This is a genomic window from Pseudoalteromonas piscicida (assembly GCF_002744175.1).
GTDB classification, from domain to species: domain Bacteria; phylum Pseudomonadota; class Gammaproteobacteria; order Enterobacterales; family Alteromonadaceae; genus Pseudoalteromonas; species Pseudoalteromonas piscicida_B.
Window position 1 is genome coordinate 28,221 of sequence record NZ_NKHF01000098.1, and the last position, 23,566, is coordinate 51,786.

The 23,566-nt window shown below is 44.8% G+C and carries 25 protein-coding genes; 18 read left to right on the plus strand and 7 right to left on the minus strand.

The window, feature by feature from the left end; genetic code table 11:
* Window positions 1-121 precede the first annotated feature (121 nt).
* The 6 genes from dapF (at window position 122) to CEX98_RS19470 (ending at window position 5,966) form a co-directional block, all read left to right on the plus strand.
* Complete coding sequence (gene dapF / locus CEX98_RS19445; protein ID WP_099643660.1) at window positions 122-952, plus strand: diaminopimelate epimerase; 831 nt, start codon at window positions 122-124, stop codon at window positions 950-952.
* On the plus strand, window positions 949-1,575 hold the full coding sequence (locus CEX98_RS19450) for a DUF484 family protein (protein WP_099643661.1): 627 nt from the start codon (window positions 949-951) through the stop codon (window positions 1,573-1,575). The genes dapF and CEX98_RS19450 overlap by 4 nt, the downstream gene beginning before the upstream one ends.
* The gene (gene xerC / locus CEX98_RS19455) at window positions 1,572-2,495 is read left to right on the plus strand and encodes a tyrosine recombinase XerC (protein ID WP_099643662.1); all 924 of its coding nucleotides are present in this window, start codon (window positions 1,572-1,574) and stop codon (window positions 2,493-2,495) included. The genes CEX98_RS19450 and xerC overlap by 4 nt, the downstream gene beginning before the upstream one ends.
* A gap of 2 nt (window positions 2,496-2,497) precedes the next feature.
* A complete protein-coding gene (locus tag CEX98_RS19460) occupies window positions 2,498-3,199 on the plus strand; it encodes an HAD-IA family hydrolase (RefSeq protein WP_099643663.1) in 702 nt (233 codons plus the stop codon).
* Window positions 3,200-3,283: 84 nt separating this feature from the next.
* Window positions 3,284-4,795 carry a peptide MFS transporter gene (locus CEX98_RS19465; RefSeq protein ID WP_099643664.1) on the plus strand — a complete coding sequence of 504 codons (1,512 nt, stop codon included), beginning with the start codon at window positions 3,284-3,286 and terminating at the stop codon, window positions 4,793-4,795.
* Window positions 4,796-5,093: 298 nt separating this feature from the next.
* A complete protein-coding gene (locus CEX98_RS19470; protein WP_099643665.1) occupies window positions 5,094-5,966 on the plus strand; it encodes a dTDP-4-dehydrorhamnose reductase family protein in 873 nt (290 codons plus the stop codon).
* Between the two features lie 2 nt (window positions 5,967-5,968).
* Here CEX98_RS19470 and CEX98_RS19475 read toward each other — a convergent pair whose 3' ends face one another.
* A complete protein-coding gene (locus CEX98_RS19475; RefSeq protein ID WP_099643666.1) occupies window positions 5,969-6,274 on the minus strand; it encodes a DUF6482 family protein in 306 nt (101 codons plus the stop codon).
* 79 nt (window positions 6,275-6,353) lie between these two features.
* Between CEX98_RS19475 and CEX98_RS19480 the strand changes: the two genes are divergently transcribed.
* Window positions 6,354-7,073, plus strand: a complete 720-nt coding sequence (locus tag CEX98_RS19480; protein WP_099643667.1) for a pseudouridine synthase — start codon at window positions 6,354-6,356, stop codon at window positions 7,071-7,073.
* Here the strand turns inward: CEX98_RS19480 and CEX98_RS19485 are convergent.
* A complete protein-coding gene (locus CEX98_RS19485; protein WP_099643668.1) occupies window positions 7,051-7,437 on the minus strand; it encodes an MAPEG family protein in 387 nt (128 codons plus the stop codon). The genes CEX98_RS19480 and CEX98_RS19485 overlap by 23 nt on opposite strands.
* Window positions 7,438-7,753: 316 nt before the next feature.
* Between CEX98_RS19485 and CEX98_RS19490 the strand changes: the two genes are divergently transcribed.
* Entirely contained in the window at window positions 7,754-8,623 is an 870-nt protein-coding gene (locus tag CEX98_RS19490; protein WP_099643669.1) for a DMT family transporter, read from the plus strand.
* On the opposite strand, the gene CEX98_RS19495 is transcribed toward CEX98_RS19490, so the two are convergent.
* Window positions 8,610-8,924: a DMT family transporter gene (locus tag CEX98_RS19495; protein WP_099643670.1), complete on the minus strand. Its 315-nt coding sequence runs from the start codon at window positions 8,922-8,924 to the stop codon at window positions 8,610-8,612. The genes CEX98_RS19490 and CEX98_RS19495 overlap by 14 nt on opposite strands.
* A 2-nt stretch (window positions 8,925-8,926) precedes the next feature.
* Window positions 8,927-10,453, minus strand: a complete 1,527-nt coding sequence (locus CEX98_RS19500) for a carbon-nitrogen hydrolase family protein (RefSeq protein WP_099643671.1) — start codon at window positions 10,451-10,453, stop codon at window positions 8,927-8,929.
* A gap of 203 nt (window positions 10,454-10,656) precedes the next feature.
* On the opposite strand from CEX98_RS19500, the gene CEX98_RS19505 reads away from it, so the two are divergent.
* On the plus strand, window positions 10,657-11,736 hold the full coding sequence (locus CEX98_RS19505) for a GGDEF domain-containing protein (protein ID WP_099643672.1): 1,080 nt from the start codon (window positions 10,657-10,659) through the stop codon (window positions 11,734-11,736).
* Between the two features lie 66 nt (window positions 11,737-11,802).
* Here CEX98_RS19505 and CEX98_RS19510 read toward each other — a convergent pair whose 3' ends face one another.
* Window positions 11,803-14,091: a penicillin acylase family protein gene (locus tag CEX98_RS19510; protein ID WP_099643673.1), complete on the minus strand. Its 2,289-nt coding sequence runs from the start codon at window positions 14,089-14,091 to the stop codon at window positions 11,803-11,805.
* Between the two features lie 194 nt (window positions 14,092-14,285).
* On the opposite strand from CEX98_RS19510, the gene CEX98_RS19515 reads away from it, so the two are divergent.
* The 6 genes from CEX98_RS19515 to folX all read left to right on the plus strand — a co-directional run bounded on the left by CEX98_RS19515 (window position 14,286) and on the right by folX (window position 20,992).
* Window positions 14,286-17,666 carry an ATP-binding protein gene (locus CEX98_RS19515; RefSeq protein ID WP_099643674.1) on the plus strand — a complete coding sequence of 1,127 codons (3,381 nt, stop codon included), beginning with the start codon at window positions 14,286-14,288 and terminating at the stop codon, window positions 17,664-17,666.
* Between the two features lie 75 nt (window positions 17,667-17,741).
* Window positions 17,742-18,368: a YceH family protein gene (locus CEX98_RS19520; protein WP_099643675.1), complete on the plus strand. Its 627-nt coding sequence runs from the start codon at window positions 17,742-17,744 to the stop codon at window positions 18,366-18,368.
* A gap of 62 nt (window positions 18,369-18,430) precedes the next feature.
* Window positions 18,431-19,267 carry an ammonia-dependent NAD(+) synthetase gene (nadE, locus tag CEX98_RS19525; RefSeq protein WP_099643676.1) on the plus strand — a complete coding sequence of 279 codons (837 nt, stop codon included), beginning with the start codon at window positions 18,431-18,433 and terminating at the stop codon, window positions 19,265-19,267.
* Window positions 19,268-19,341: 74 nt separating this feature from the next.
* Window positions 19,342-20,058 (plus strand): dihydromonapterin reductase, encoded by a 717-nt coding sequence (folM, locus tag CEX98_RS19530; protein WP_099643677.1) that lies wholly within the window; start codon window positions 19,342-19,344, stop codon window positions 20,056-20,058.
* A 6-nt stretch (window positions 20,059-20,064) separates the two neighbouring features.
* Window positions 20,065-20,619, plus strand: a complete 555-nt coding sequence (gene folE / locus CEX98_RS19535) for a GTP cyclohydrolase I FolE (RefSeq protein ID WP_099643678.1) — start codon at window positions 20,065-20,067, stop codon at window positions 20,617-20,619.
* 7 nt (window positions 20,620-20,626) lie between these two features.
* The gene (gene folX, locus CEX98_RS19540) at window positions 20,627-20,992 is read left to right on the plus strand and encodes a dihydroneopterin triphosphate 2'-epimerase (RefSeq protein WP_099643679.1); all 366 of its coding nucleotides are present in this window, start codon (window positions 20,627-20,629) and stop codon (window positions 20,990-20,992) included.
* Window positions 20,993-21,016: 24 nt separating this feature from the next.
* Here folX and CEX98_RS19545 read toward each other — a convergent pair whose 3' ends face one another.
* Window positions 21,017-21,445, minus strand: a complete 429-nt coding sequence (locus CEX98_RS19545; RefSeq protein WP_099643680.1) for a YqaA family protein — start codon at window positions 21,443-21,445, stop codon at window positions 21,017-21,019.
* Between the two features lie 121 nt (window positions 21,446-21,566).
* Here CEX98_RS19545 and CEX98_RS19550 point away from each other — a divergent pair, with 121 nt between their 5' ends.
* The 3 genes from CEX98_RS19550 to CEX98_RS19560 all read left to right on the plus strand — a co-directional run bounded on the left by CEX98_RS19550 (window position 21,567) and on the right by CEX98_RS19560 (window position 23,186).
* Window positions 21,567-22,073, plus strand: a complete 507-nt coding sequence (locus CEX98_RS19550) for a TlpA family protein disulfide reductase (RefSeq protein WP_099643681.1) — start codon at window positions 21,567-21,569, stop codon at window positions 22,071-22,073.
* Window positions 22,074-22,085: 12 nt separating this feature from the next.
* Entirely contained in the window at window positions 22,086-22,550 is a 465-nt protein-coding gene (locus CEX98_RS19555; protein ID WP_099643682.1) for a DUF2721 domain-containing protein, read from the plus strand.
* Window positions 22,551-22,739: 189 nt separating this feature from the next.
* Complete coding sequence (locus CEX98_RS19560; RefSeq protein ID WP_099643683.1) at window positions 22,740-23,186, plus strand: c-type cytochrome; 447 nt, start codon at window positions 22,740-22,742, stop codon at window positions 23,184-23,186.
* Window positions 23,187-23,346: 160 nt separating this feature from the next.
* Here the strand turns inward: CEX98_RS19560 and CEX98_RS19565 are convergent, their stop codons facing one another.
* Entirely contained in the window at window positions 23,347-23,532 is a 186-nt protein-coding gene (locus CEX98_RS19565; protein ID WP_099643684.1) for a PA3496 family putative envelope integrity protein, read from the minus strand.
* Window positions 23,533-23,566 lie beyond the last annotated feature (34 nt).

A 23,566-nucleotide genomic window follows, 5' to 3' on the forward strand; every position in this document is an offset into this window, starting at 1 on the left:
ATGGATACGTCCGAGAGGGATAACACTCGGCTTAACATTAAGTCGCTTCCCTCGTTGAGGTATCCATGGCAAAGTATTAGCAAAGTGAGGCCATGGTTTTATACCAAAAGATAACCACTCTATGTTTATAAACTTTTCAAAAATGCATGGTTTAGGCAACGACTTTGTGGTGATTGATAATGTCACCCAAAACGTGTTTTTGTCTCGAGACCAAATAAAAAAACTAGCAGATCGTCACTTTGGCATTGGCTTTGATCAGCTATTGATGGTTGAAGCGCCTTATTCCCCAGACTTAGATTTCCACTACCGTATTTTCAATGCTGATGGTAATGAGGTAGAGCAATGCGGTAATGGTGCCCGTTGTTTTGCCCGCTTTGTTCGCATGAAAGGCCTCACCAACAAGCACAAAGTGAGTGTCTCGACCAAAGGTGGCAACATCACACTGTATACCGAGAAAGACGGTCAAGTGACTGTGAATATGGGCAAACCGAACTTTAATCCACAAGCCATTCCATTTCGTGCAAATAAGCAAGAGAACACCTATATTTTAAGAGCAGATGAGCACACCGTATTTTGCAGTACCGTATCTATGGGCAACCCACATGGTGTGATAGTCGTAGATAGCGTGGAAACCGCAGATGTCGATACGCTGGGTCCGCTGCTTGAGCACCACGAACGATTCCCACAAAAAGCCAATATTGGCTTTATGGAGATTATATCCCGTGAATACGTAAAATTACGGGTTTGGGAACGAGGTGCTGGTGAAACACTTGCCTGTGGCACGGGCGCATGTGCAGCTGTTGTCGCGGGGATAATGCAGGGCAAACTCGAAGAAACCGTCAGAGTCGACCTTCCTGGTGGAAGTCTACAAGTACGTTGGGGCGGACAGGGCCAGATAGTTAAGATGACCGGTCCCGCTGAGCATGTTTTTGATGGGCAAATTGCAATATGACCAAAAAAGAAGCCAATTCAACAGAGCAGTTAGTCATCGACCACCTTAAAAAGCATCCTGATTTTCTGCTTCGCCACCCTTATGTGATGTTAGATTTGCAATTGCACCACCAGCAGCAAGGGTTGCCAAACTTAGCGTTGCACCAACAGCGCATGCTCCGTGATGAGGTAAGTGCACTACAGCAACAAATGAAAGAAATGCTTCATTACGCCAAAGCAAATGAACTGGTTTTCAAGCAGCTGAGCGAGTGCCAATTGGCAATTATGCGCTGCACCGAGATCAGCGCGATTAATCAGGCACTGGCACAGCGTTTTGAAGCACACCCAGATGTTCAAGCGTGTAAGCTCATTGCCGTTGATGATGGCTATGCAGAGTTAATGGCAACCAAACTCGCCAAGAGCGATTGTTATTTGGGAAGAGTGAGCCAACAAGTTGCAGCGCTACTGTTTGACGATATCGAGGTGGGCTCAGTGGCGCTATACCGTGTCGATGCGTCTGAGAAGGGACGCTTTATTTTAGCGTTTGCAAGTCGCTCTCCTGAACACTTTTCGCCCCAACACGACAACATGTTGATCACGGCCTTTATCCAAACCTTATCCTTAAAGCTCGAAGCGCTGGCATGACTCAAACGCCGCTGTCAGAACCTTGGCTTCAACCTGTAGATAGCTTTATGGCGTATCTTCGTCATGAAAAACATTATTCAGACCATACACTAACTCAATATAAAACCCAGCTTATCCAAGCAGCTCAATATTTTTGTGACCACTCACCATCTTGGCTAGAGGTCAGTGGTGAACAGATCCGTCGCTACAGCATGAAGCTTCGCAGTCAAGATTACAGCCCCAGAACCATTAACCTAAAACTCAGCTGTATTCGAAGTTTATATAGGTTTCTCAAGCAAAAATCACAATCACAACAAGCACTCGTAAACCCAGCCCAAGGGATCCGTGGACCTAAGTTTCAACGACCGCTACCAAAGAACCTTGATGTCGACCAAATGGGACAGCTACTAGAAATTCAACCTGAAGATGCTTTAGCGGTGCGTGACAAAGCCATGATGGAATTAATGTACTCTAGTGGTTTACGATTAAGCGAGCTCGTTGGCGCAAATCTCTTGGATGTTAAAGACGGTGAAATACGCGTACTGGGTAAAGGTGGAAAAGAGCGCGTTGTGCCTGTAGGCAAAAAAGCGCTCAAGGCATTGGATGATTGGCTCCAGCTCAGAGCGCAATTTGCTTCCCCAGAAGAGCCTGCGCTTTTTGTGAGTAAATTAAAACGCCGAATAAGCCCTCGCCATGTCCGCGCGAGAATGAAAGAATGGGGGTTAAAACAAGGGGTGAGTACCCCCATCCATCCCCACAAGCTCAGACACTCCTTCGCGAGTCACATGTTAGAGTCCAGCGGCGATCTACGCGCTGTTCAAGAAATGTTAGGGCATGCGAGTTTATCGGCTACGCAGGTCTACACCCATTTAGATTTCCAACATTTAGCAAAAGTGTATGATAGCGCTCACCCCAGAGCGAAAAAGCAAAAAGACGAGTGACTATGCGATTTAATAAGTCCATTGCAAACATCAAGGCCATCAGTTTTGATTTAGACGATACCCTTTACGACAACAGACCAATCATCATTGCTGCGGTTGAAGCAATGAACGCACACCTAAGCACCATCCCCGAATGGCAAGCTAAAGGAGGATCATATTGGCTTGAGTGTCGTAACGCAGTGCTAAAACAAAATAGTAAACTTGCCGAGGATGTCACGCGCTGGCGCCAAGTTGCGCTTGAATGGGGCTTTAGCACGTTGGGTTTCAACACAGCTAGAAGCAAACAAGAAGCACAGCGCGCTTATCAAGCTTTTGCGGACGCCCGCAGTAATATTACAGTTAGCGACGCTGTTATCAAACTACTCGCCCAGCTGCGCCAGCAGTATCACATCATTGCTATTACCAATGGCAATGTCGAGGTCGAAAAGTTTAACCTAAGAGACAGTTTTGACTTAGTACTTCGCGCTGGTATTGATGGCCGTGCAAAGCCTCACCCTGAGCTATATCATCTTGCTTGTCAGCATTTTGATATCACCCCAAGTCAGTTACTCCATGTCGGCGATAGTTTAGATACCGATGTTCAAGGCGCACATCGCGCGGGGTGCGCAAGCGTATGGCTTCGTAATGACTTCGCTCAATATCAGTACAAAGGATTGGCCAATTTGGAAATAGATGACATACAGATGTTAAAAAACATGATGTAATGTTTCTATTCATGCGGTTGCATTCGGTGCTCGAATAACGTACTAATATTGACTTCCAAAAAACGATAATAATGGAAGTGAAATATGTCATCACAGGACACAACAAGTGACACAGGCTTTTTTGGTCATCCAAAAGGTCTGTTTACACTGTTTCTCACCGAGATGTGGGAGCGAATGAGTTATTATGGCATGCGTGCCATGTTAGTGCTTTTCATGACGGCAACCTTACAACAAGAAGGCCTTGGTTTTACTGTCGCATCTGCAGCCGCAATCTATGGTCTTTATACCGGTTCAGTGTATTTCTTAGGGTTACCTGGCGGATGGATAGCCGACCGCCTGCTTGGTGGTCAACGCGCGGTTTGGTACGGCGGGATCATCATCATGTGTGGCCACATTATTCTCGCCATTCCTAGCGAGTTTTCTTTTTTTGTGGGCCTTATCTTTGTTGCCAGTGGTACGGGCTTATTAAAGCCAAACATCAGTGCCATGGTTGGGCAGCTCTATAATGATGAGGATAATCGTCGTGACAGTGGTTACGCCATTTATTACATGGGGATCAATTTAGGCTCTGTGATTGGTTATATGGTTTGCGGCTACTTTATGGAAAATGTCGGCTGGCACTGGGCCTTTGGCGCAGCGGCTGTCGGTATGGCAGTCGGTCTTATCACGTATCGTTTAACAGGCAAACATATTGCCACTGTCGGTAACGAGCCAACTAACCCCATGAAAGGAAAAGAGAGCGTAAAAGCATGGAGTGCTATAGGCCTTGCAATTGCGGCTGTCGCAGCAGTTACCATTGCTGCATTTACTGGCGTACTCGTGATAAACCCTGTGGTACTGGCAAAGTATGTAGCCTTCGCTTTCACCATTACGTTTTTCTTGTACTATGGTTATATCTACTTTGCTGGAAACCTAGATGAAAATGAAAAGCGCCGAATGTGGGCTCTCTTTTTGGTTTGCGTTGCCTCTACCTGCTTTTGGTCTGGCTTTGAGCAAGCTGGCTCTTCGCTTAACCTCTTTGCTCGTGATTATACGGACCGCTTAATAGGCAGCTTTAGTATTCCCACAGCTTGGTTTCAATCTGCCAACGCCTTTTTCATTATTATCTTATCACCTTTCTTTGCAGCGCTTTGGATTAACCTAGCCAAGCGTATGATCACCCCAACCTACAGCGTAAAATGTGCAATTGGTCTGATCATCATGGCAAGTGGGTTTATTGTGATGTTTTTTGCTTCACAGTACGCCGCACAAGGCCTGCAAGTTGCACCTATGTGGTTAATTACTACCTACTTTTTACATACGGTGGGCGAGCTGTGTCTAAGCCCAGTCGCATTGAGTGCGGTCAGTAAACTGTCACCAAAACGTTTTGCTGGACAAATGATGGGGGTCTTTGTACTGACTTACTCTATCGGTAATATATTCTCAGGCCTGTTGGCTGGCAGCTTCGACCCTAATAATATTGAAGACTTACCAAATCTGTACCTGCAAATTGCCCTGTTTACGATTGGTATTGGTGTCTTTGTTGGTGTACTTGGCTTAAAAACCAAACACTGGGAAAAACAACCAGAAAAACCACTAACAGAGCAAACCGCTTAACTATCTTAAGATGTGGGAGTATGTACTCCTGCATCTTTCATCATTGTGATGAGTGAACTCGGAATAACAACTTGTTATCCAGCTGCTGCTATCCTAACTACTGCGTAAAATTGCTTGCAATAGGGCAGTGCTTGATCATCGATTTATTCTAACTAAAAACCTCTACGCGCTCATAGACTGGATCCTACCGTTTGACTGTATCTCTCGATGAATTTATTGCACCGCAATTAGCACTGTAATACCGTTTTCTCACTAATTTTGTTACTGTACAAGCTCTTTCAAAAAAGGATGCAGTTCTATGTCTACAGTCATGATCACCGGTGCAACGGGCCTGCTTGGCCGAGCACTTTGCCAAGAGTTAAGTCGCGACCATGAAATCATTGGATGTGGTTTTAGCCGCGCAGTCGCCCCCCTGCATAAACTGGATTTGGGCAACCATACTGAAGTGATTGAGTTTCTAGATACACATACACCGGATGTACTGATCCATGCCGCCGCTGAGCGTAGGCCTGAGCAGTGTGAACATGACCAAGAGGCAACATTAGCACTTAACGTTGCCGCCACTGAGTTTTTAGCCGCCGCTTGTAAAGCGCGTCATATTCGCTTTATTTTTATTAGCACGGATTATGTCTTTGACGGTACTTCAGCCCCTTATGCAGAAAACGCCGTCACTAACCCAGTGAATTTTTATGGCAAAACCAAACAAGCAGCTGAGCGTGCTATTGCTGCCAACAGCAGCGCCCATACCATCGTCAGAGTACCTGTTTTATATGGTGAAGTGTTAACACTAGCAGAGTCAGCAGTCACTGTGATTGCTAAGCAGCTTTTAGCTGATCCAGCCTCATGCCAAGACCACTGGGCGGTGCGTTATCCAACTCATGTCAACGATATTGCACTGACACTCAATGACCTGTTGCAGCACCCAGATACCACTGGAGTTATCCATATCAGTGGTGATCAAGCGTTGACCAAATATGAGATGGCCCTAGTGATGGCTGACGTACTACAACTGCCAACTGAGAAGATTATCCCGCTAAGTCAGCCAAGTACAGACGCCATCAGACCCAAAGACTGCGCACTGCAAGATACTAAGCTACGTCAGCTAAACATTAGCCACCAGCGCGACTTTGCTACGGCTATTCGTGAGGTACTTGGCAAACACATAAATTAAATTCAGAACAAGTCATTACGACCAAAGGGCACCTCTAGCGTATTGTGATTACCAGACACTGGGTGCCCAATCATTTCGTCATAGGCACTTTGGTGCCTAATCACCATTTCCATATATGCAATATCCACCATACGCTTTTGAATTTGTAATGGGTTATGCGCTTTTATAAACTCACCATTTTCCTCTGTAACATAGGATTCTACGTTATTGATCAATACACTGACTTGGTAAAGCGCCAAGTCTATCGAGTGTACAATCACCTTTTGCAGTGGTTGATGTTGCTTTAGCTTAGAAAACGGAATTGCCATCGGTACTCCCAGTACATAGATCCAAACGCTCAGTTGCTCTACAATACGCACTGTTGTTAATAAATGATCATTGTCATCTATGTCCTATCCCATGCGCTTGGCCAAGTATCTCAGTCACTGTGGTATCTGTTCCAGACGACAAGCCTCTCGCTTAATTGATGCAGGTCGCGTATCGGTCAACGGCCGACCAGCGAATCATATTGATCATGTAGATCTCACCGATGATATTATCGTGGATAGCCAACCTGTGGCTGCTCCACAGGCTAGAAGACTCTTTGTGTATCACAAACCTGTAGGAATAGACTGCAAAGTAAACCCTAATGACCCCACAAGCATCTATCATGTGCTCCCACAATCATGCCGAGTTTATCCAATTGGCCGATTAGATAAAGACAGTCGAGGGTTATTATTGCTCACCAATGATGGCGCACTCTGTCAGCAACTTATACACCCAGACCACCATCAAGAAAAAGAATACGAAGTACAGGTTGATAAACCATTGGATGCTGGCTTTTGTCAAACCATGGCTCAAGGGGTGCCGGTAAAAGGACAAATAACTCTACCTTGCCGCGTAGAGCAGATAGCGCGTGACCGCTTTAGGATCATTTTGCGCCAAGGTCTTAATCGCCAGATCAGAAGAATGGCACACTACTGTGGGTATCGCGTTATTGATTTATATCGTGTGCGCATAGCCAACCTAACCTTAACGGAGTTACAAGTCGAGCGCGCAGAAATCAAAGAAATTCCTCCAAGCTTACTGCAACTAACGCCCAACGCTACAGGCCACACACCACAATAATTGCAATCGCGCAGCCCAACCCTAACGCCCAAACAATAGAACGCAAAACATCAATATTAGCCCAATACAAAACACAATATAACGCGCGTGCCACAATGTGCCCAATGGCTAACCATTCAATAAGTGGAGTGTAAGTTTGTGTACCAAAAGCCACCGCTAAAGCCACGGCAAATACAGCTAATGACTCAAAACAATTTTGATGTGCAGCTAAGGCTCGAGCTCCAAGCCCAGTCAGCTTCTTTTGCTGTTCTCGCGGGTGTTTATTGTCATACCCGCCTTCTCGATTCATGGCTACAGCCACAGGAATTTTGGCAAAATAAGGCAGTAAAATAGCTAGAATGGCGCAAATGATAAGAATACCCACAAGACACTCCTTGACCCTTTTAAATTCTCTATTCTCAGTAGAGCAGAATAGCGACCAAAAGAAAAGCCATAAGTCGGTTTGCAAACCTCTACCTATGGCCCAATTTCGTAGCATCAGCCTTTATCATAGCGTAAGTTTGAGATTTTAAAATGTGGCAAATTGTCGCACCAGTAAAATAGTCAGCATGAGTAGAAGAAGTACATGCAGTTTATTGAAACTACGTTGATTTATTTTCACTATCAACACAATTAATTTACGCCAGCAAGCGCTTATCCGGTATGCTGAGCGACAACCATACTAATTTGAGTCGTATCAAATGTGGATCTTGTTTACCCTGTTGGCAGCGTTTGCTCAGGCGTGGCGTAACGCCTGGCAAAGTAAACTAAGTAACGATGCCACTACCGCTAGTGTCACACTCGCACGGTTTATTTTAGCCAGCCCACTGGCAGGCTTGTATCTATGGTGTCTATATCAGTTTCAGCCCGCCGCTGAGATTACCCCAAATGGCGCGTTTTTGAGCTATGTCCTTGGCGCCAGTGTGATGCAGATTATCGCAACTGGGCTGATGGTCGTATTATTTAAACAAAACAACTATGCAATTGGAGCCGGCCTTGCCAAAAGTGAGGCATTAGTCGCGGCCATATTAGGCGTGCTATTTTTTGGCTCGAGCTTAACGTTTCTTGGCTGGTTCGGGGTGTTTATCGGCGCCGTTGCTGTATTGCTATTAAGTGGATTTAGCTTGCGCGCTTGCAATGGTAAAACCGCCCTTTTAGGGCTTGCTTGCGGCACCAGCTTTGCACTGACCTCACTATGGGTGCGTGAAGCAAGTATCGCGTCAGGCTTACCTTTCCCTCATAGTGCAGCCTGGGTATTATTACTCGTACTCCTTTCTCAAACCCTTATATTAAGCCTTTATTTAACAGCACGAGAACCACAGTCTTGGAAAATATTATGGCAGCGCCGCAAGCTCACATTAGCAATTAGCATCAGCAGCTGTGTTGGTTCGATTGGGTGGTTTAGTGCAATGAGCTTAGAACATGTTGCCTATGTAAAAACGCTAGGGCAAATAGAGGTATTTTTTACCTTACTTATCTCATTTTTTTGGCTCAAAGCACCGGTCAAGAAGCGCGACTCAATGGGACTCTTACTCATCGCAGTCGCGGCTATTTTGGTTATGCTAACTTAAGTACAATAACGCCACTGATGATCAATAGTACACCCAAGTAGCGCATAAAACTGCTTGGATCACCATAGAAGAAAATACCAACTAAAAATGTCCCCGCAGCCCCAATGCCAGTCCAAACGGCATAAGATGTCCCCAACGGGATCTGCTTTTGCGCCAACCAGAGCATCCATCCACTCAGTGCCATAAAGCCCACTGCGATTAGGATACCTAACCATCTTGTATCAGCTTGCTGTGCCATTTTCAGACCAACAGGCCAGCCTATCTCAAAAAGACCAGCCATAATTAAGTAAATCCATGCCATTGTTACTTTTCTTTCAACTCCACAGAATACAGATCTTTTCTTCGGTCGCGTAAGTTACGCACTGTGCCTTCACTGTGCAATATTTTGAGCTTATCTAAGTCTAAATCACTGAACAGTAGCATTTCTGTATTGGGTGTTGCTTCGTTGAGCGCCGCATCATGAGGAAACGCAAAGTCAGATGGCGTGAGTACTGCCGATTGCGCATATTGCACATCTAAGCTTTCTACTTGTGGTAAGTTACCAACGCTTCCGGCTATCACCACATAACACTCGTTTTCCACGGCTCGGGCCTGTGCACAGTGACGCACACGTAAGTAGCTGTTTTTGGTGTCAGTCCAAAACGGTACGAAGAGAATATCTAGCCCCTTTTCTGCCATGATCCGCGATAGCTCTGGAAATTCCACGTCGTAGCACACTTGAATACCGACTCGACCCGCATCGGTGTCAAATACTTCGATTTTATCACCACCTTTAATCACCCAGTCATAGTCTTCGTGAGGGGTTATATGGATCTTACGCTGCTCGTCAACTTTGCCCGAACGATGGCAGAGATAGCTCACGTTATAGAGCTTGTCACCTTCAAGTAATGGCATCGAACCGGTAATAATATTGGCGTTATATTCGATTGCCATTTGTGACATTGCTTCGCGGAATTGCTCGGTATACGTTGCTAATGCACGAATTGCTTCGGTTTGGTTTTTGTAGTTATCGAGTCCCATCAAGGGCGCATTGAAAAACTCAGGAAAAAGGATAAAGTCACTTTGATAGTCTGATACCGTATCAACAAAGTATTCGACCTGCTTCATTAATTCTTCAACGGATCCAACGCGACGCATTTGCCATTGCACCGCCCCTACTCGCACTATCGTTTTCTTACTTTCGATCACCGTATCTGTAGGTTCGAATAGAATGTTATTCCATTCCAACAATGTCGCATATCCTTCAGAATCTTGGTCTTCAGGTAAGTACTGCTTTAACAGACGCTTTACTTGGAAGTCATTGGCTAACTGGAAGCTCAAAATAGGGTCATGTAACTCTTTATGGTCAACCTTGTTGATATATTCCATTGGCGACATGCTGCCGTGATACTGTTTGTATAGTGGAATTCTACCGCCCGCGAGGATTGCCCGTAAGTTATACTGACGACATAGCTCTTTTCGTGCGTCGTATAAGCGTCGACCTAACCGTAAACCACGGTGGCTTTTCGCGATGACCACATCAAGGCCATACAACGCATCGGCATTACTATCACTAAAGATACGGTTATGGGCATCAACAATATCTTCATAGGTATGTGGATTGGAAAATGTCTGGTAGTCAACTTGCACACTCAGCGCAATACCGACGATACGATCGCCATCTTTTACTCCAATTTGCCCTTCAGGAAACTGATCAATCAGTCTAAATATCGTATGACTTGGCCATGCCCCCCCGAGGTCTGGATAGGCTTCATCCATTAATAATTTCACTTGGTCGTAGTCGGACTTTTCTAGGTTACATAGCGTGATCCGCGCTTTTTCTATAGACATGTCAACTCCAAAGCTTATGTTATCAACTTATCACTCTAACACAGTTCACCTTGCTGAATACTGAGCGAATAACTTGAGTTTAGCGGAGGTAGACTTTAAAAACACGCGTTAACCTATTCCTTATCCAAACCTCGGTAAATAGGCAGCAAATCAAAATTGAGCTTCTATACTTGTTTTATTGTGAATATCTCAAGAGCTTACATTTGACTAAATATCACCCCTACAGCAAGCCAGACCAAGTAGAAGCAATGAAGTTCGCATTATTACGGCGAGTAGCTGTCTATTGTATGTGGCTACATGTTGGCTTAATTGGGGTTTTTTGGCACTTAGAAGTGACCGCATTGGCAATAGTCAACATTGGTAGCGTAGCCATGTGGTACGTTGGCATTAAGTTTATAGATACTGACAAACCGTCTGTTGCCCTGCGTGTGTTTTGCCTTGAGGTTGCAATCCACGCTACACTGGTCTGTGCATATTTAGGCATGGCTTTAGGGTTCCAATACTATTTATGGACCGTGTCTTGTTTAATGCTGTTAGACTATCAACTCAAGTTGCGCAACGCCGTGATTTATTCCGTTTTGCTTATCACCTTATTTGCAACCCTAAAGCTACTTTTTGGTGATATACCATACCAATACGGTTATCCAGATTTAGTACCGTTTGTGCACTTTGCTAATGTGCTTATCTGTGGCATACCGATGATCTACACCATTAGTCACATTCGCAAAATGACCGTTCAACAGCGAGACAAACTCGCAGAGCTTGCCGCACATGATCCATTAACACAGATGTTTAATCGCCATTATGCTCGGGAGCTTATTAGTCACGCAAAAGAAAGCTGCGTCTCAACGCATTCACCTTTGTGTTTGGTCATGGCTGATATCGATCACTTTAAACAGATCAATGACACCTATGGACACGACAAAGGAGATAAAATTTTAAAAAACGTCGCAGATACCATTAAATCACATATTCGTCCTGCAGATATTGCTGTGCGCTGGGGAGGCGAAGAATTTTTGATAGTACTCGCACCATGTTCAACTAAAGAAGCAATACACCGGATAGAGCAACTTCGTCTTACCATTGAAAATATACACTTTCAAAACAGTCAACTCACCGTAACAATGAGTTTTGGTATTGCCAGTTGGGATCATCAAGACAGTTTTGAAACCACCATTTCACATGCTGACGCAGCCCTTTACGACAGCAAACATAATGGGCGCAACCGCATTTCAGTCGCGCCAACAATTTCTAGGCTTAAGGAGAGTTCATCAGCCCCCTAACGTCTTTAACCTGCATGAGCTAGGTATGACTCCACCGTGCAATAGCTCGGTTTCCCCTTTGCTCGGTTACTCTGGTTTAATCTCAATGGTATGCGTCAGCGCTTGTGGCAACAGTGGGGTGTTTTTGCCTTCAGCATAAGCCTTAAATCCTGAGCGATAGAACGGTGATAGTGGATGTCCACTCTGGCCACCAGCCATCGTAAGGATCGCATCTTGTAAATGTCCTGGCTGTGCAATAAATCGCTGAGAAGCCCCGAATGCTTTGCCCTGCACCGCAGGCATAAAAGAGTCACCAAACCCTTGTACCGTTGGCATGTCTAATAATCCACTCAGCATAGGGATTTGCTTTGAAAACGGGTGCTGAACTTTCAATGCATTTACCTCCCCCCAGCGCCATGCCGCCATGTTAGTACCAAAACGCTCACTGAGCTGTTGCTTAGCCAATTGGTAGGCTGAGAGCTGAAGGTCTGACCATGATTGGTGCGAGCCAAGCCAACTATCAGGTTGTGCCTCAAGCAACTGCCAAAGTCCAGGCTCTAGGTAACGCTTAAGTGGCTGCAGTGATAACTTATTTTGTTGCAGCGCGGCTTCTATCGGAGCATAGAGAGTATCGATAACGGCATTACGATATGCTTTTACTAAGGTATACCCTACAGAGTCTTCACAGGCGCAAGCTTGCCAGTCACTCAGTAGTGCTAAGTCCTGTTCATAGTTTGACGTATTCTGGCCGCGCAATAAGGCTACCAAAGCGTTATGCCATGGTGTTAAGAATCTAGCTTGGTTGTCTAGTTGTAGTTGATAAAAATCAGCCTCGGTAAAATGCTCCTTAGCCAACAACCCATCACGGATCTGGACTGCTCGAGCACCAAGTGCATAGCCACCATCACCAAAACGTTGGTTATCAGTGACCGATACAACGCGGGAGTTTGCAGTCCACAGTTTACCATTGGCTGGGTTTTGAACTTGCGGTCGCTCCACTTCATTTTCTTGCCATGTTGGTTCATATTCATTCGCACTGACAGCCGTATCATACGCATGCTGACGAGCAGGTATCGCTCCCATTGGCGTCCATGCTGCCCCGCCATGACTATCTACAACCATCAGGTTTTGAACGGGGATCCCAACTTGACTGGCATGCGCCGTTGCTTCGTCTACGCGTGTTAATAGCTCTAGTTGAACCAGTTCAAGGTTTACCGCATAAGATTGATGCGCCACCCAGCTGAGTGCAAACTTGCGTTCGCCAATTTGCTTCACAGGACCAAATGGACTCATTTCTAATTGATAGGTATGTACCTTACCGTCAGGTAAGTTAATTGTTTCGGCAATAAACTGCGTTTCAGTGTCAGCCGTGAGTTCCACCCAATCCGCAGTATCAAGGTAGCCATTGGTAAAGCCCCACGCTATCTTGTTATTGCTCCCAACCACAATTGCAGGCGCTCCCGGTAACGTTACCCCAGTTACCTGAATATCTTCACCCTGATGTTGATAGTTAAGCTGTGCGCGATACCAAATTGATGGCACATTCAATCCAAGGTGCATATCATCAGAAAGCATTGCGGCACCTGTTTCAGTCAATGCGCCAGTTACCGCCCAATTATTACTACCATAAAGTGGCGAGTCAGCAATCGGCTTAGGTTGAACCGCCGCAGCAACGGATTGTGGTAATGATGGAATAGTCACTGGCTCAGTTGGAATCACACTGTTATCTAAGGCGGCTTGGTACTGGCTTGGCTGTAATAAAAAATCCAGCATCTCTTGACCATATCTCTGTTCTAGCGCGATCAGCGCTTCGTCTCGCTCATAGGTGGCCGCTTGTAGGTCTAGATACATACTAAAAATGGTTAGTAGACTATCTTCAGGCTGCCAAGCCTGCGCTGTTGCACCGAGTAGTAGATATTCAAAGCTTGTAAAGCCAGATTGCATGCGGCCATCATTTACACCTTGAGTATAACGTTCAAGCATTTTTCGGTGCGCACTGGGCATGGACATCACAATATGCTTTGCTCGCTTTCTAAATTGATGGAAGCGCATACGCTCATCTAGTTCAATTGCTGCAGCGCCAAATAGTTCGCTAAGTTCACCTGCAGCATTGCGGCGTAACAGGTCCATCTGGAAAAAACGGTCTTGACCATGAGCAAAACCGAGCCCGTATGCGGCATCGGCTCTTGAGCTCGCAGACACCACGGCCTGCCCCAATGAATCTCGTGCTACCGTAACTGGATGTTCTATACTTGCTGTGCTGCCTTTACCGTCTAACGCCGGTAGACTCAAAGCAAGCAGACCATAAATACTAGCAGTACCTAAAAGTACCAATAACAGCAATGAGACAGCAATTCGTTTAATCCAAGTAAGCATAAGCATCCTTAACAATATGGGCAGCGCAAATTTATGCCTAGAAGATATAGCATGTCATCGCACAATAAACCAACTTTCTCGACTGTGTCACAGTTATAAGACAATCAAGTTAAAGCATTTTTATTTGTTTAATTAGATTTCGCTTTGCGTGGACTGAACTATAGTTAAGTCATCGTCTTCAATACATAAGCACCATGATATCTGAACTATCGACATCACCGCTTAAGTTTCGCTTTGTGAAATACAGCTTCTGGCTACTGCTAGTCGTGATCATTGCTGTGGCGTGGTATGTCGATCAAGTGAATTATCGTCGCTTGGTTGCAATAGAAAAAAGCCGCTCGACCGAAGAGGTGAATGTCTATCGCACAAAAATTGAAGGAATATTAGCAAAAAATGTTCAACTCGTAAGAGGGCTTGGTATTGCTCTTGCCGACCAAAGCGCACTCTCCCAGCAGCGTTTTGAGCAACTCGCCAAACCCCTGTTCGACAGTAGTCAAATTCTCAGAAATGTCGGGGCAGCACCAAATATGCGGCTCGATTACATTTACCCACTAGCGGGTAATGAACAGGCCATTGGTTTGGATTATCAAAGCCACCCTACGCAAAAGTATGGCGCCTTGCTCGCCAAAGAGAGTCGCGAGATTGTAATGGCAGGCCCTTTAGAGTTATTACAAGGCGGCACAGGATTAATCGCCAGAGTCCCCGTATTTAAGGAAAAAGCACAGTTTTGGGGCTTATTGTCCGTGGTCTTGGATATGGATAGCCTCTATCAACAGGCAAATTTACAAACTTTAGAGAGCCAATACCTCATCGCCATACAAGGTATCGATGGTAAAGGCCGCGAAGGTGAGTACTTTTACGGTAATGAAAATATTCATGCATTAGCACCTATCGCCTTCAGCGTTAATGTCCCCTCAGGGCAATGGGAGTTATACGCCGTCCCCAGAATTGGGTGGCAGCCTGAGGCAACAGCCATTTGGCCATTTCGCCTTGCCATTATCGCGCTTATTGTTATTTTTATCGCTGCATTTATTTTTATTACTCGTTTGTTATCGCAGCTCCAACGTAATGCCTTGTCTCTAACGAATATGGGGATTCTAGCAGAAGTCGGCGCATGGGAAATCGACGTAAATACACGCGACATTATTTGGTCAGACGTGACGCGGAGTATTTTCGATGTACCCGCACAATTTCAACCTACCTGGATGAATACCACCGAGTTCTTTAAACCAGGGTTACACAGAAAGCGTTTGCAAGATTGTATTAACCTGCTGATTAAAACGGGGGCTGAATTTGAAGAAGAATTTATTATCCACACAGCCAACGCCAACGCCAACGCCAACGCCAACGCCAACGCAGAGGAATTGTGGGTTTTAGTAAAAGCAAAATCAATTCGAAACGGTAAACGCACCACCCATATTTTTGGCTCAATTCAAAACATACACAAGCGCAAAATCATGGAAATGGAGCATGACAAGTTTGCCAAAAATAACGAATTGCTGGCTTATCTAAGTTCACACGAGGCCGTTTTAAATAACCACCTCAATAAAGCGTTATCTCTGTGTGCTGAAACCTGCAAAAAAGGAGTAGATGCCAACAAAATTAGTATTTGGCAGTTTAATGACGACAAAAGCCTGCTTTTTCCTGTTTGCTTCTCAAATTCTACCGTAGATAATTTAGCCCATTTCCCGCCATGGCGAAAATTGATTGCTCAAGCGTTTTTCAGTGAAATCGAAAATGGTCAGTTAATCGCTGCTGAACAAGCAGAAACACACCCGGCCACACTCTCGCTAGCCACGACTTACCTTGAGCCATTCGAGATCAAAGCAATGCTCTGTTGCCCAATAAGTCACAAAAATAATTCCTTAGGCGTACTCTGTGCAGAATATGAAATTGAAAACCCTGACTGGGGACAAAGCGATATTCGTTTGATGAAGTCAATTGCTGCCATGCTCGGTAGCTTATTTATTAACCGAGCCCACCAAAGGGCAAAAAACCAAGCCATCATTGATAAAGACTTAGCGGAGCAGTCTGCCAAAATGAAGGCCGAATTTTTAGCAAGTATGAGCCACGAGATCCGCACACCACTAAACGGGGTGATGGGAATGGTAGAACTTGTCATGCATTCACAACTGACACCAACACAGCATCATCAATTGTCTTTGGCACATAACTCAGCTAAGTCATTGCTCACGATAATTAATGACATTCTCGATTTTTCTAAAATAGAAGCCGGTAAACTCACGATTGAGTTTGTTGAGTTCGACTTAATTGAAATGCTCAGCAATATGCTATCTGGGTTTACTCAATCAGCACAGGCTAACAATAACCGCCTGCATATTGACTTGTCGGGCATGAAAGTCCACACCGCGCAAACAGATCCTAATCGACTCAAGCAGATCCTCAATAATCTACTGAGTAATGCCATTAAATTCACCCATGATGGTTCGGTTACTTTAAGCTGCCATACGGAACAAACCGGCGAGCAAACTAAACTCTGGTGTAGCGTTGAAGATACCGGTATTGGTATTTCGAAAGAAAAGCTAAAGAAGGTATTTGACTCATTTACCCAAGCTGATTTATCGACCACACGTCAATATGGTGGTACAGGTCTTGGTCTTACTATTGCAAAGCAACTTAGTCAGCTTTTAGGAGGAGATTTGCAAGCGTTTAGCAAAGAAGGCGTGGGCAGTACCTTTTCTTGCAATGTGCTATTGAGTGCCGCAACTCCCATTATTCCCCATGAAAAATCTGACGATGCAACCTTATATATTTTGACTGAAGTGATAGAAGACTACAGCAAATTATTGAAGCCTTGGCATATAGCCTGTCTTCACACCAATAGACTAGATATGCTAATGACGCAGCTGCGACAGCCATCTAATCACCTCGCCGTTATTTTGGATGCCGCACTACTCAATGCCGCCTCAGAGACCGAGCAAAATGCATTACAATCGTTGTTATTAGAACAGCAAATCGTTCACGTCATTGCCATGGGAGAGCAAAGCGATGAGCCTGTGGCACAGTTCTCTTACTGTGATTGTGTGTATTACCCCATTACTCCTCACGCCGCATTGCGTGTATTTAACGCTGAGTATAAAGACCCTTCTACGCCAAAACATAACGCATCTGGCATCGGCAGTGACGAAAATATTGATTTGAACTGTTCGATACTCTTGGTGGAAGATAACAAAATAAACCAAACCGTTGCGGTAACTATGCTCGAGCGATTGGGCGCTACCGTGGTTTGTACCGAAAATGGAGAGTTAGCACTTACACATCTACAGTCCATCGCTGTGCCTTACGACTTGATTTTTATGGACTGTCAGATGCCGGTAATGGATGGATATCAAGCTGCACAACAAATTCGCCAAGGCGTGGCAGGCAAAGTCCACCAACACTGTACCATCGTTGCGTTAACAGCGAATGCGATGCAAGGTGATAGGGAAAAATGCATCAATGCTGGTATGGACGATTACCTCACCAAACCGATTGATTTTGATGCGCTCAAAACCAAATTGCTCGAACTACTTCCCCCCAAAGAAACACAATTGCGATCACCTAGTGCACAATAAAGTGATCGAGCGCGCTTTGCTAGTCGATTTATTGGCGTTATATTAACTGTAAAATCACAATAAATAAGGAAAGCGATGCAACTAGATGCTCATGAACAACGTATACTGGGTAGCCTAATAGAAAAACAAGTGACTACGCCAGAACAGTATCCTATGTCACTGAATGGCCTGACCAACGCATGTAATCAAAAGTCAAACCGCGACCCTGTAATGGCGCTTTCTCAGCACCAAGTACTGGATACACTTAATCGCTTACAAGAAAAGCGTTTAATTACTTGCGATGAAGCCTTATCTGGCCGCGTAGATAAATATAGTCAGCGCTTTTGTAATAGTGACTTTGGTCACCTTAAAGTGAATGCGCAACAAAAAGCCATCCTCTGCTTATTGCTATTACGTGGCCCTCAAACTCCAGGAGAACTGCGTACTCGCAGCAATCGTCTCGCCGAATTTGCATCAGTACAGGAAGTTGAATCCACGCTCAATGCCATGCAAGAGCTTGAATATGTGATTAAACTTACTCGCGAGCCAGGTAAAAGAGAAAGCCGCTATCAACACCTGTTCGGTGATCAGGATATTCAGGCGATAGCATCAACGGAACAAACTGTCAGTGCTGCTAGTAATAACGATATTGAAGAGTTAATGGTTGAGATTAATAAACTCAAGCAAGAGCTTGCCGAAATCAAACAGCATTTAGGGCTTTAAAAAACGCGCCTACAACAACATAATAGAAGTTTATTGCCCCACAATCGTATTGAGGAACCTGTATGCGCGAAGCAATCATGGCGGAAATGAAAGTCCAGCCAATTATTGACCCAGAATTTGAAGTTAACCGACGTATCTCTTTTTTAAAAGCGAGATTACAAGCCTCTGGCTGCTTCACACTTGTGCTTGGGATCAGCGGTGGGGTTGACTCTTCAACGTGTGGACGCTTGTGTCAACTTGCCGTTGATGCGCTAAACGCAGAGCATGGTACTGGAGCATATCAATTTATAGCCATGCGCTTACCCTATGGTGTGCAGGCAGATGAGGATGAAGCCCAACTCGCACTTGACTTTATCCAGCCAAGTAAACGCCTGACTGTTAACATCAAACCAGGCACAGACGCGATGCATGAACAAGCTTTGGCTGCGATGGCCGGTAGCGATCTGGCTTTACCTTCTCAAGCCAGCGTTGACTTTATTAAAGGTAACGTCAAAGCTCGCCAACGTATGGTTGCTCAATATGAAATTGCAGGACTGACACGAGGCTTAGTTGTAGGTACGGATCACAGCGCTGAAAACATCACGGGTTTCTATACCAAGTTTGGTGATGGCGCCTGTGACTTGGCGCCTTTATTTGGCCTATCAAAGCGTCAAGTTCGTGCACTAGCTGCATTTTTAGGTGCGCCTGCAGAATTAGTAAGCAAGGCACCAACCGCTGACTTAGAGTGTGATCGCCCAGGTCTAACCGACGAGGAAGCGCTTGGCCTTAGCTATGATAATATCGACGACTTCCTTGAAGGCAAGCCTGTTAGTGACGCGGTAAGTGAAAAGTTGATCGCCATTTATCAACGTACACAACATAAGCGTCAGCCTATTCCGACAGTTTACGACGAACTATAATCCCATTTTTCAGGGTGCCCGCGACCAGTGCACCCTGTTAGCTATTATTTTTAACTCCTCAAGGTAACTGATTTATGAGCCCAGCAGCTGCACCTATCTTAATTACCGGTGGCGCACAGCGTATTGGACTTGCTATGGTTAACCACTTTATAGCGAGTCAGCAACCTATCATCCTGACTTATCGAACCAGACACGACGTGATCGATGACTTAGAGTCACAAGGGGTGATCTGCATTCATGCCGACTTTGATGAGCCAGATGCGATTGCTAAACTGAGCACAGAAATTAGCGCTCACACTGCAACACTTCGCGGGATCATTCACAACGCCTCTAGTTGGGATTGTGAAGCGCACAACTCCGATTATTCGGCACTGTTTGACAACATGATGCGAATTCACGCTAAAGTTCCCTACTTGCTCAATCATGCTTTGAGCAACCTGCTACTGGCGGGTGGATCCATCACTGATGTGATCCACATTACTGATTATGTAGTAGAAAAAGGTAGTCCAAAGCACATTGCTTACGCTGCGAGTAAAGCCGCATTGGATAACCTTACACGATCATTTGCAGCCAAATTTGCACCTAAGATCAAGGTGAACAGTATCGCACCATCACTGATTATTTTTAATCAAGATGATAGTGAGGAATACAAAGCAAAAACGTTGAAAAAGTCTATTATGGGAATTGAACCTGGTAGCAAAGAAGTCATAAACAGCGTCGAAATGATACTCAACAGTAACTATATGACAGGACGCACAATACAAATCGATGGTGGCCGCCATTTGAGGTAACACACTATGCAAGACGAATTACAACAAAGTTATAAATCAATTATCGAGGCTGTTGGCGAAGACGCCGACCGTGAAGGCCTACTGGACACGCCAAAACGTGCCGCAAAAGCGATGGAGTATCTTACACAAGGTTACCGTCAAACATTAGATGAAATTACCAACAACGCTGTATTCTCATCGGATGCCGATGATATGGTACTGGTTCAAGACATCGAACTGTACTCTATGTGCGAACATCATCTGCTGCCCTTCGTTGGCCGTTGCCATATTGCCTATATTCCAGATGGCAAAGTCCTTGGCTTATCGAAATTTGCACGTATTGTTGATATGTTTGCACGCCGTTTTCAGATCCAAGAGCAACTTACACATCAAATCGCTAAAGCGGTTGAGGAAGTAACGGGAGCTAAGGGCGTGGGTGTGATTGTGGAAGCAAAACACATGTGTATGATGATGCGCGGTGTTGAGAAACAGAACTCGAGCATGCGCACTTCCGTCATGTTAGGTAACTTTAGAAGCGACCCTAAAACCCGTAATGAGTTTTTGCAGTTAGTGAAAGGATAAGCACGCAATGTCAAATGCCATTATCAAAGTAACAAATTTACGGCTGCGCACATTTATTGGGTTCAACCCAGAAGAGCGCGAGAAGAAACAGGATGTGGTGATCAATATTGAAATCCACTACCCAGCAGATACCGCCTGCTTAGACCACGATAACGTCGCCCATGCGCTCAATTACAAAACCGTAACTAAAGCCGTCATCTCACTGGTAGAAGAAGGTCACTTTTTATTACTTGAAAAACTGGTTGCCGACATTTTATCTCAATGCCATCAGCACCAAGCTGTTACCTACGCAAAAGTCACGGTTGATAAACCCCACGCGTTAAGGTTTGCAGACTCAGTTTCACTGACGCTCGATTGGCATAAAAGCGAATAGCAACAAGCTCAGCTCGTCCTTGCCTTACGACATCACCTGTAAGGCAAGGAATATCACCAGCGCGTAGCGGATCCCCTTACCTAACGCCACCAGCACCAAGAACCATGAAAATGACGTTCTCAGTGTGCCTGCGACTACAGTCAGTGGATCGCCGACAATAGGAAGCCAAGCAAAAAGCAACGAAAACTTACCATAGCGATTAAAGTGCCCGCATGCTCTCTCATACTGCTTTTGAGAAACAGGAAACCACCGTCTATCACGCCACTTGACGATAAACCAACCTAAGTAATAGTTCACGCAACTCCCGAGTAAGTTACCTGAGGTTGCCGCAGCCCATAACCATAATAACTCCCCCTGCTGTTGTGTCACCAACCCACTGAGCGCCAGCTCAGAAGAGGCAGGCAATAAAGTAGCAGCAACAAACGCAAGTCCAAATAACGAAAGATAAATCATAGTAACGACTGTGATACCAAGAGGTAGTAGAAATTGGGCTTTCAGAAATCAGTTAAGTGGGGCAATATACTTAAATGTGCAACGTACTGCAAAAATACTCACTCGCTAACAAGGATAAAGCATGAAAACAACGATAAAAACCTTGCTGCTGGCAACTATGCTCACAACTGGACTGAGCGGATGCAAAGCATCCAGCGAAGCGCCAACAGAGCAGGCATACCAAACCTATGTTCAAACTGGTGATAGCTTTAAACACCTCAACCTAACTGATATCAACAATAACGCCATAGCATTTGATGCTGACCACAAAAAGCTCGTGATATTATTTGCAACTTGGTGCTCTGACTCTCAACGTTTGTTGAAAGAGCTTAAACAGTCACCATTGCTTAACCAACCAGACTTAACGGTTATCGCCATTGGTCGCGAGGAGGACTCAGCGACATTGAAACAATTTAATGACACCATGGCACTACCTATTCACTTTGTTGCAGACCCAAATAGAGCCATTTATAGCACTTATGCCAACAAAGGGATCCCAAGACTCATACTGCTCGATGAACAAAATAAAGTGCGCCAAACGCTCATTGGCGAGCAGCCTAATACACTATCAAATTTACACTGGAATTAACGAGGTAATTATATGAACCCAGAAGTCGTCAGCATTCTCACAATGGCTAAAGTAATCCAAACGGCTGTTGCGCCTGTTTTTTTAATTACAGGTATTGCTGCGACCTTAGGTGTGCTTTCAAATCGTTTAGCAAGGATCACAGACAGAGCCCGGCTGTTGGACAGAAAAATTAACACGACCCAAGACGAAGAGTTAAAAATGCACTTTAGTCGTGAAATGCGCGCATTATTAAAACGGTCTCGATTTATTCACGTGGCATTTAGTATGAGTGTCTTGAGTGCGCTGCTAGTATGTGCTGTGGTTATGCTACTGTTCATGTCACACCTGTACAGTATGCCACTGGGTATTACTTTGTCATCATGCTTTATTGCCGCGATGGTTTTACTTATCGGTGCATTTGTGTCTTTATTAGCCGAGATTTTTCTCGCGACACGGAGCATGCGCAGAGGCATGATATTTAAAGATATAGAAAGCTAATACCGATTCACGATTAGAAATAAAATTAGTACGACAGATATGCGTCAATGATACCATTTTACTTAATACTTTGAGGCAAAATGGTATTACCGTTCATGTGTTCAGCCGTCACCGCTGACACTTATCGCAATTGCTTGATTAACTTTATAAGTTACATTGAAAATAGGGATAAATTATTAGGGGTTTATTATGAAGAAACTACTTACCGTCACATTATTTAGCTGTCTTGCAGCCACTGCACAAGCTAATACTATGTTCGAATCAGCTGATGATGCGATCGAATACCGTCAAGCATCCTTTCAATTAATCCGTTACCAAATTGGTAATATGGGAGATATGTTAAAAGGCAAAGTGCCATTCGATGCTGAAGTATTTAAGCAACGAGCTCAAAACGCAGCGCACCTGTCAAAAATGCCATGGGAAGCCTTTATTGAAGGTTCAGATAAGGGAAGCACTGACGCATTACCAGCAATTTGGTCAAAAAGAGCTGAATTTGACGGCAAAGCAAAACAATTTGCACAGTATGCTCAAGCCCTAGCGGTTGCAGCTGAATCTGGTGACAAGAAGTTAATTGCTCCAGCATTTAAAGATTGGGCAAAAGGCTGTAAAGACTGCCATAAGTCATTTAAAGACTAAACAAAACAGCCGCATCAATGCGGCTGCTTATAGGGCCTGAGGTTAGCATACACGATATGCAAACCTTGGCCTTGCTCTGCTAGACAACATCCACCATCTGCGTGTTCACGCAAACTATAACGTCAGCCTTTCAGTGCTAACTAGTCACCGACGCACGGTATTAATCGTCAATATAGTCGAAATCATCTTCGCCTAGATTTCTACGTAGGCGTTTTTGCTCTAAGTAGTCGTCTAGCTTTCTTTTGACTTTACGCTTTTGCTTATCGTGTTGGTTACGACCCAACTTTTCAAATTCATCATCAGCAAAATCATCATCAAGTGCATCGTAAGAGAATGTCTTACCCACAACTTACTCCAAATAAATAGTCATTAATAAAAAT

Coding starts and splice junctions, on each gene's coding strand:
- dapF (WP_099643660.1), top strand. CDS start 122: ATGTTTATAAACTTTTCAAAAATGCATGGTTTAGGCAACGACTTTGTG.
- CEX98_RS19450 (WP_099643661.1), top strand. CDS start 949: ATGACCAAAAAAGAAGCCAATTCAACAGAGCAGTTAGTCATCGACCAC.
- xerC (WP_099643662.1), top strand. CDS start 1,572: ATGACTCAAACGCCGCTGTCAGAACCTTGGCTTCAACCTGTAGATAGC.
- CEX98_RS19460 (WP_099643663.1), top strand. CDS start 2,498: ATGCGATTTAATAAGTCCATTGCAAACATCAAGGCCATCAGTTTTGAT.
- CEX98_RS19465 (WP_099643664.1), top strand. CDS start 3,284: ATGTCATCACAGGACACAACAAGTGACACAGGCTTTTTTGGTCATCCA.
- CEX98_RS19470 (WP_099643665.1), top strand. CDS start 5,094: ATGTCTACAGTCATGATCACCGGTGCAACGGGCCTGCTTGGCCGAGCA.
- CEX98_RS19475 (WP_099643666.1), bottom strand. CDS start 6,274: ATGGCAATTCCGTTTTCTAAGCTAAAGCAACATCAACCACTGCAAAAG.
- CEX98_RS19480 (WP_099643667.1), top strand. CDS start 6,354: ATGTCCTATCCCATGCGCTTGGCCAAGTATCTCAGTCACTGTGGTATC.
- CEX98_RS19490 (WP_099643669.1), top strand. CDS start 7,754: ATGTGGATCTTGTTTACCCTGTTGGCAGCGTTTGCTCAGGCGTGGCGT.
- CEX98_RS19495 (WP_099643670.1), bottom strand. CDS start 8,924: ATGGCATGGATTTACTTAATTATGGCTGGTCTTTTTGAGATAGGCTGG.
- CEX98_RS19500 (WP_099643671.1), bottom strand. CDS start 10,453: ATGTCTATAGAAAAAGCGCGGATCACGCTATGTAACCTAGAAAAGTCC.
- CEX98_RS19510 (WP_099643673.1), bottom strand. CDS start 14,091: ATGCTTACTTGGATTAAACGAATTGCTGTCTCATTGCTGTTATTGGTA.
- CEX98_RS19515 (WP_099643674.1), top strand. CDS start 14,286: ATGATATCTGAACTATCGACATCACCGCTTAAGTTTCGCTTTGTGAAA.
- CEX98_RS19520 (WP_099643675.1), top strand. CDS start 17,742: ATGCAACTAGATGCTCATGAACAACGTATACTGGGTAGCCTAATAGAA.
- nadE (WP_099643676.1), top strand. CDS start 18,431: ATGCGCGAAGCAATCATGGCGGAAATGAAAGTCCAGCCAATTATTGAC.
- folM (WP_099643677.1), top strand. CDS start 19,342: ATGAGCCCAGCAGCTGCACCTATCTTAATTACCGGTGGCGCACAGCGT.
- folE (WP_099643678.1), top strand. CDS start 20,065: ATGCAAGACGAATTACAACAAAGTTATAAATCAATTATCGAGGCTGTT.
- folX (WP_099643679.1), top strand. CDS start 20,627: ATGTCAAATGCCATTATCAAAGTAACAAATTTACGGCTGCGCACATTT.
- CEX98_RS19545 (WP_099643680.1), bottom strand. CDS start 21,445: ATGATTTATCTTTCGTTATTTGGACTTGCGTTTGTTGCTGCTACTTTA.
- CEX98_RS19550 (WP_099643681.1), top strand. CDS start 21,567: ATGAAAACAACGATAAAAACCTTGCTGCTGGCAACTATGCTCACAACT.
- CEX98_RS19555 (WP_099643682.1), top strand. CDS start 22,086: ATGAACCCAGAAGTCGTCAGCATTCTCACAATGGCTAAAGTAATCCAA.
- CEX98_RS19560 (WP_099643683.1), top strand. CDS start 22,740: ATGAAGAAACTACTTACCGTCACATTATTTAGCTGTCTTGCAGCCACT.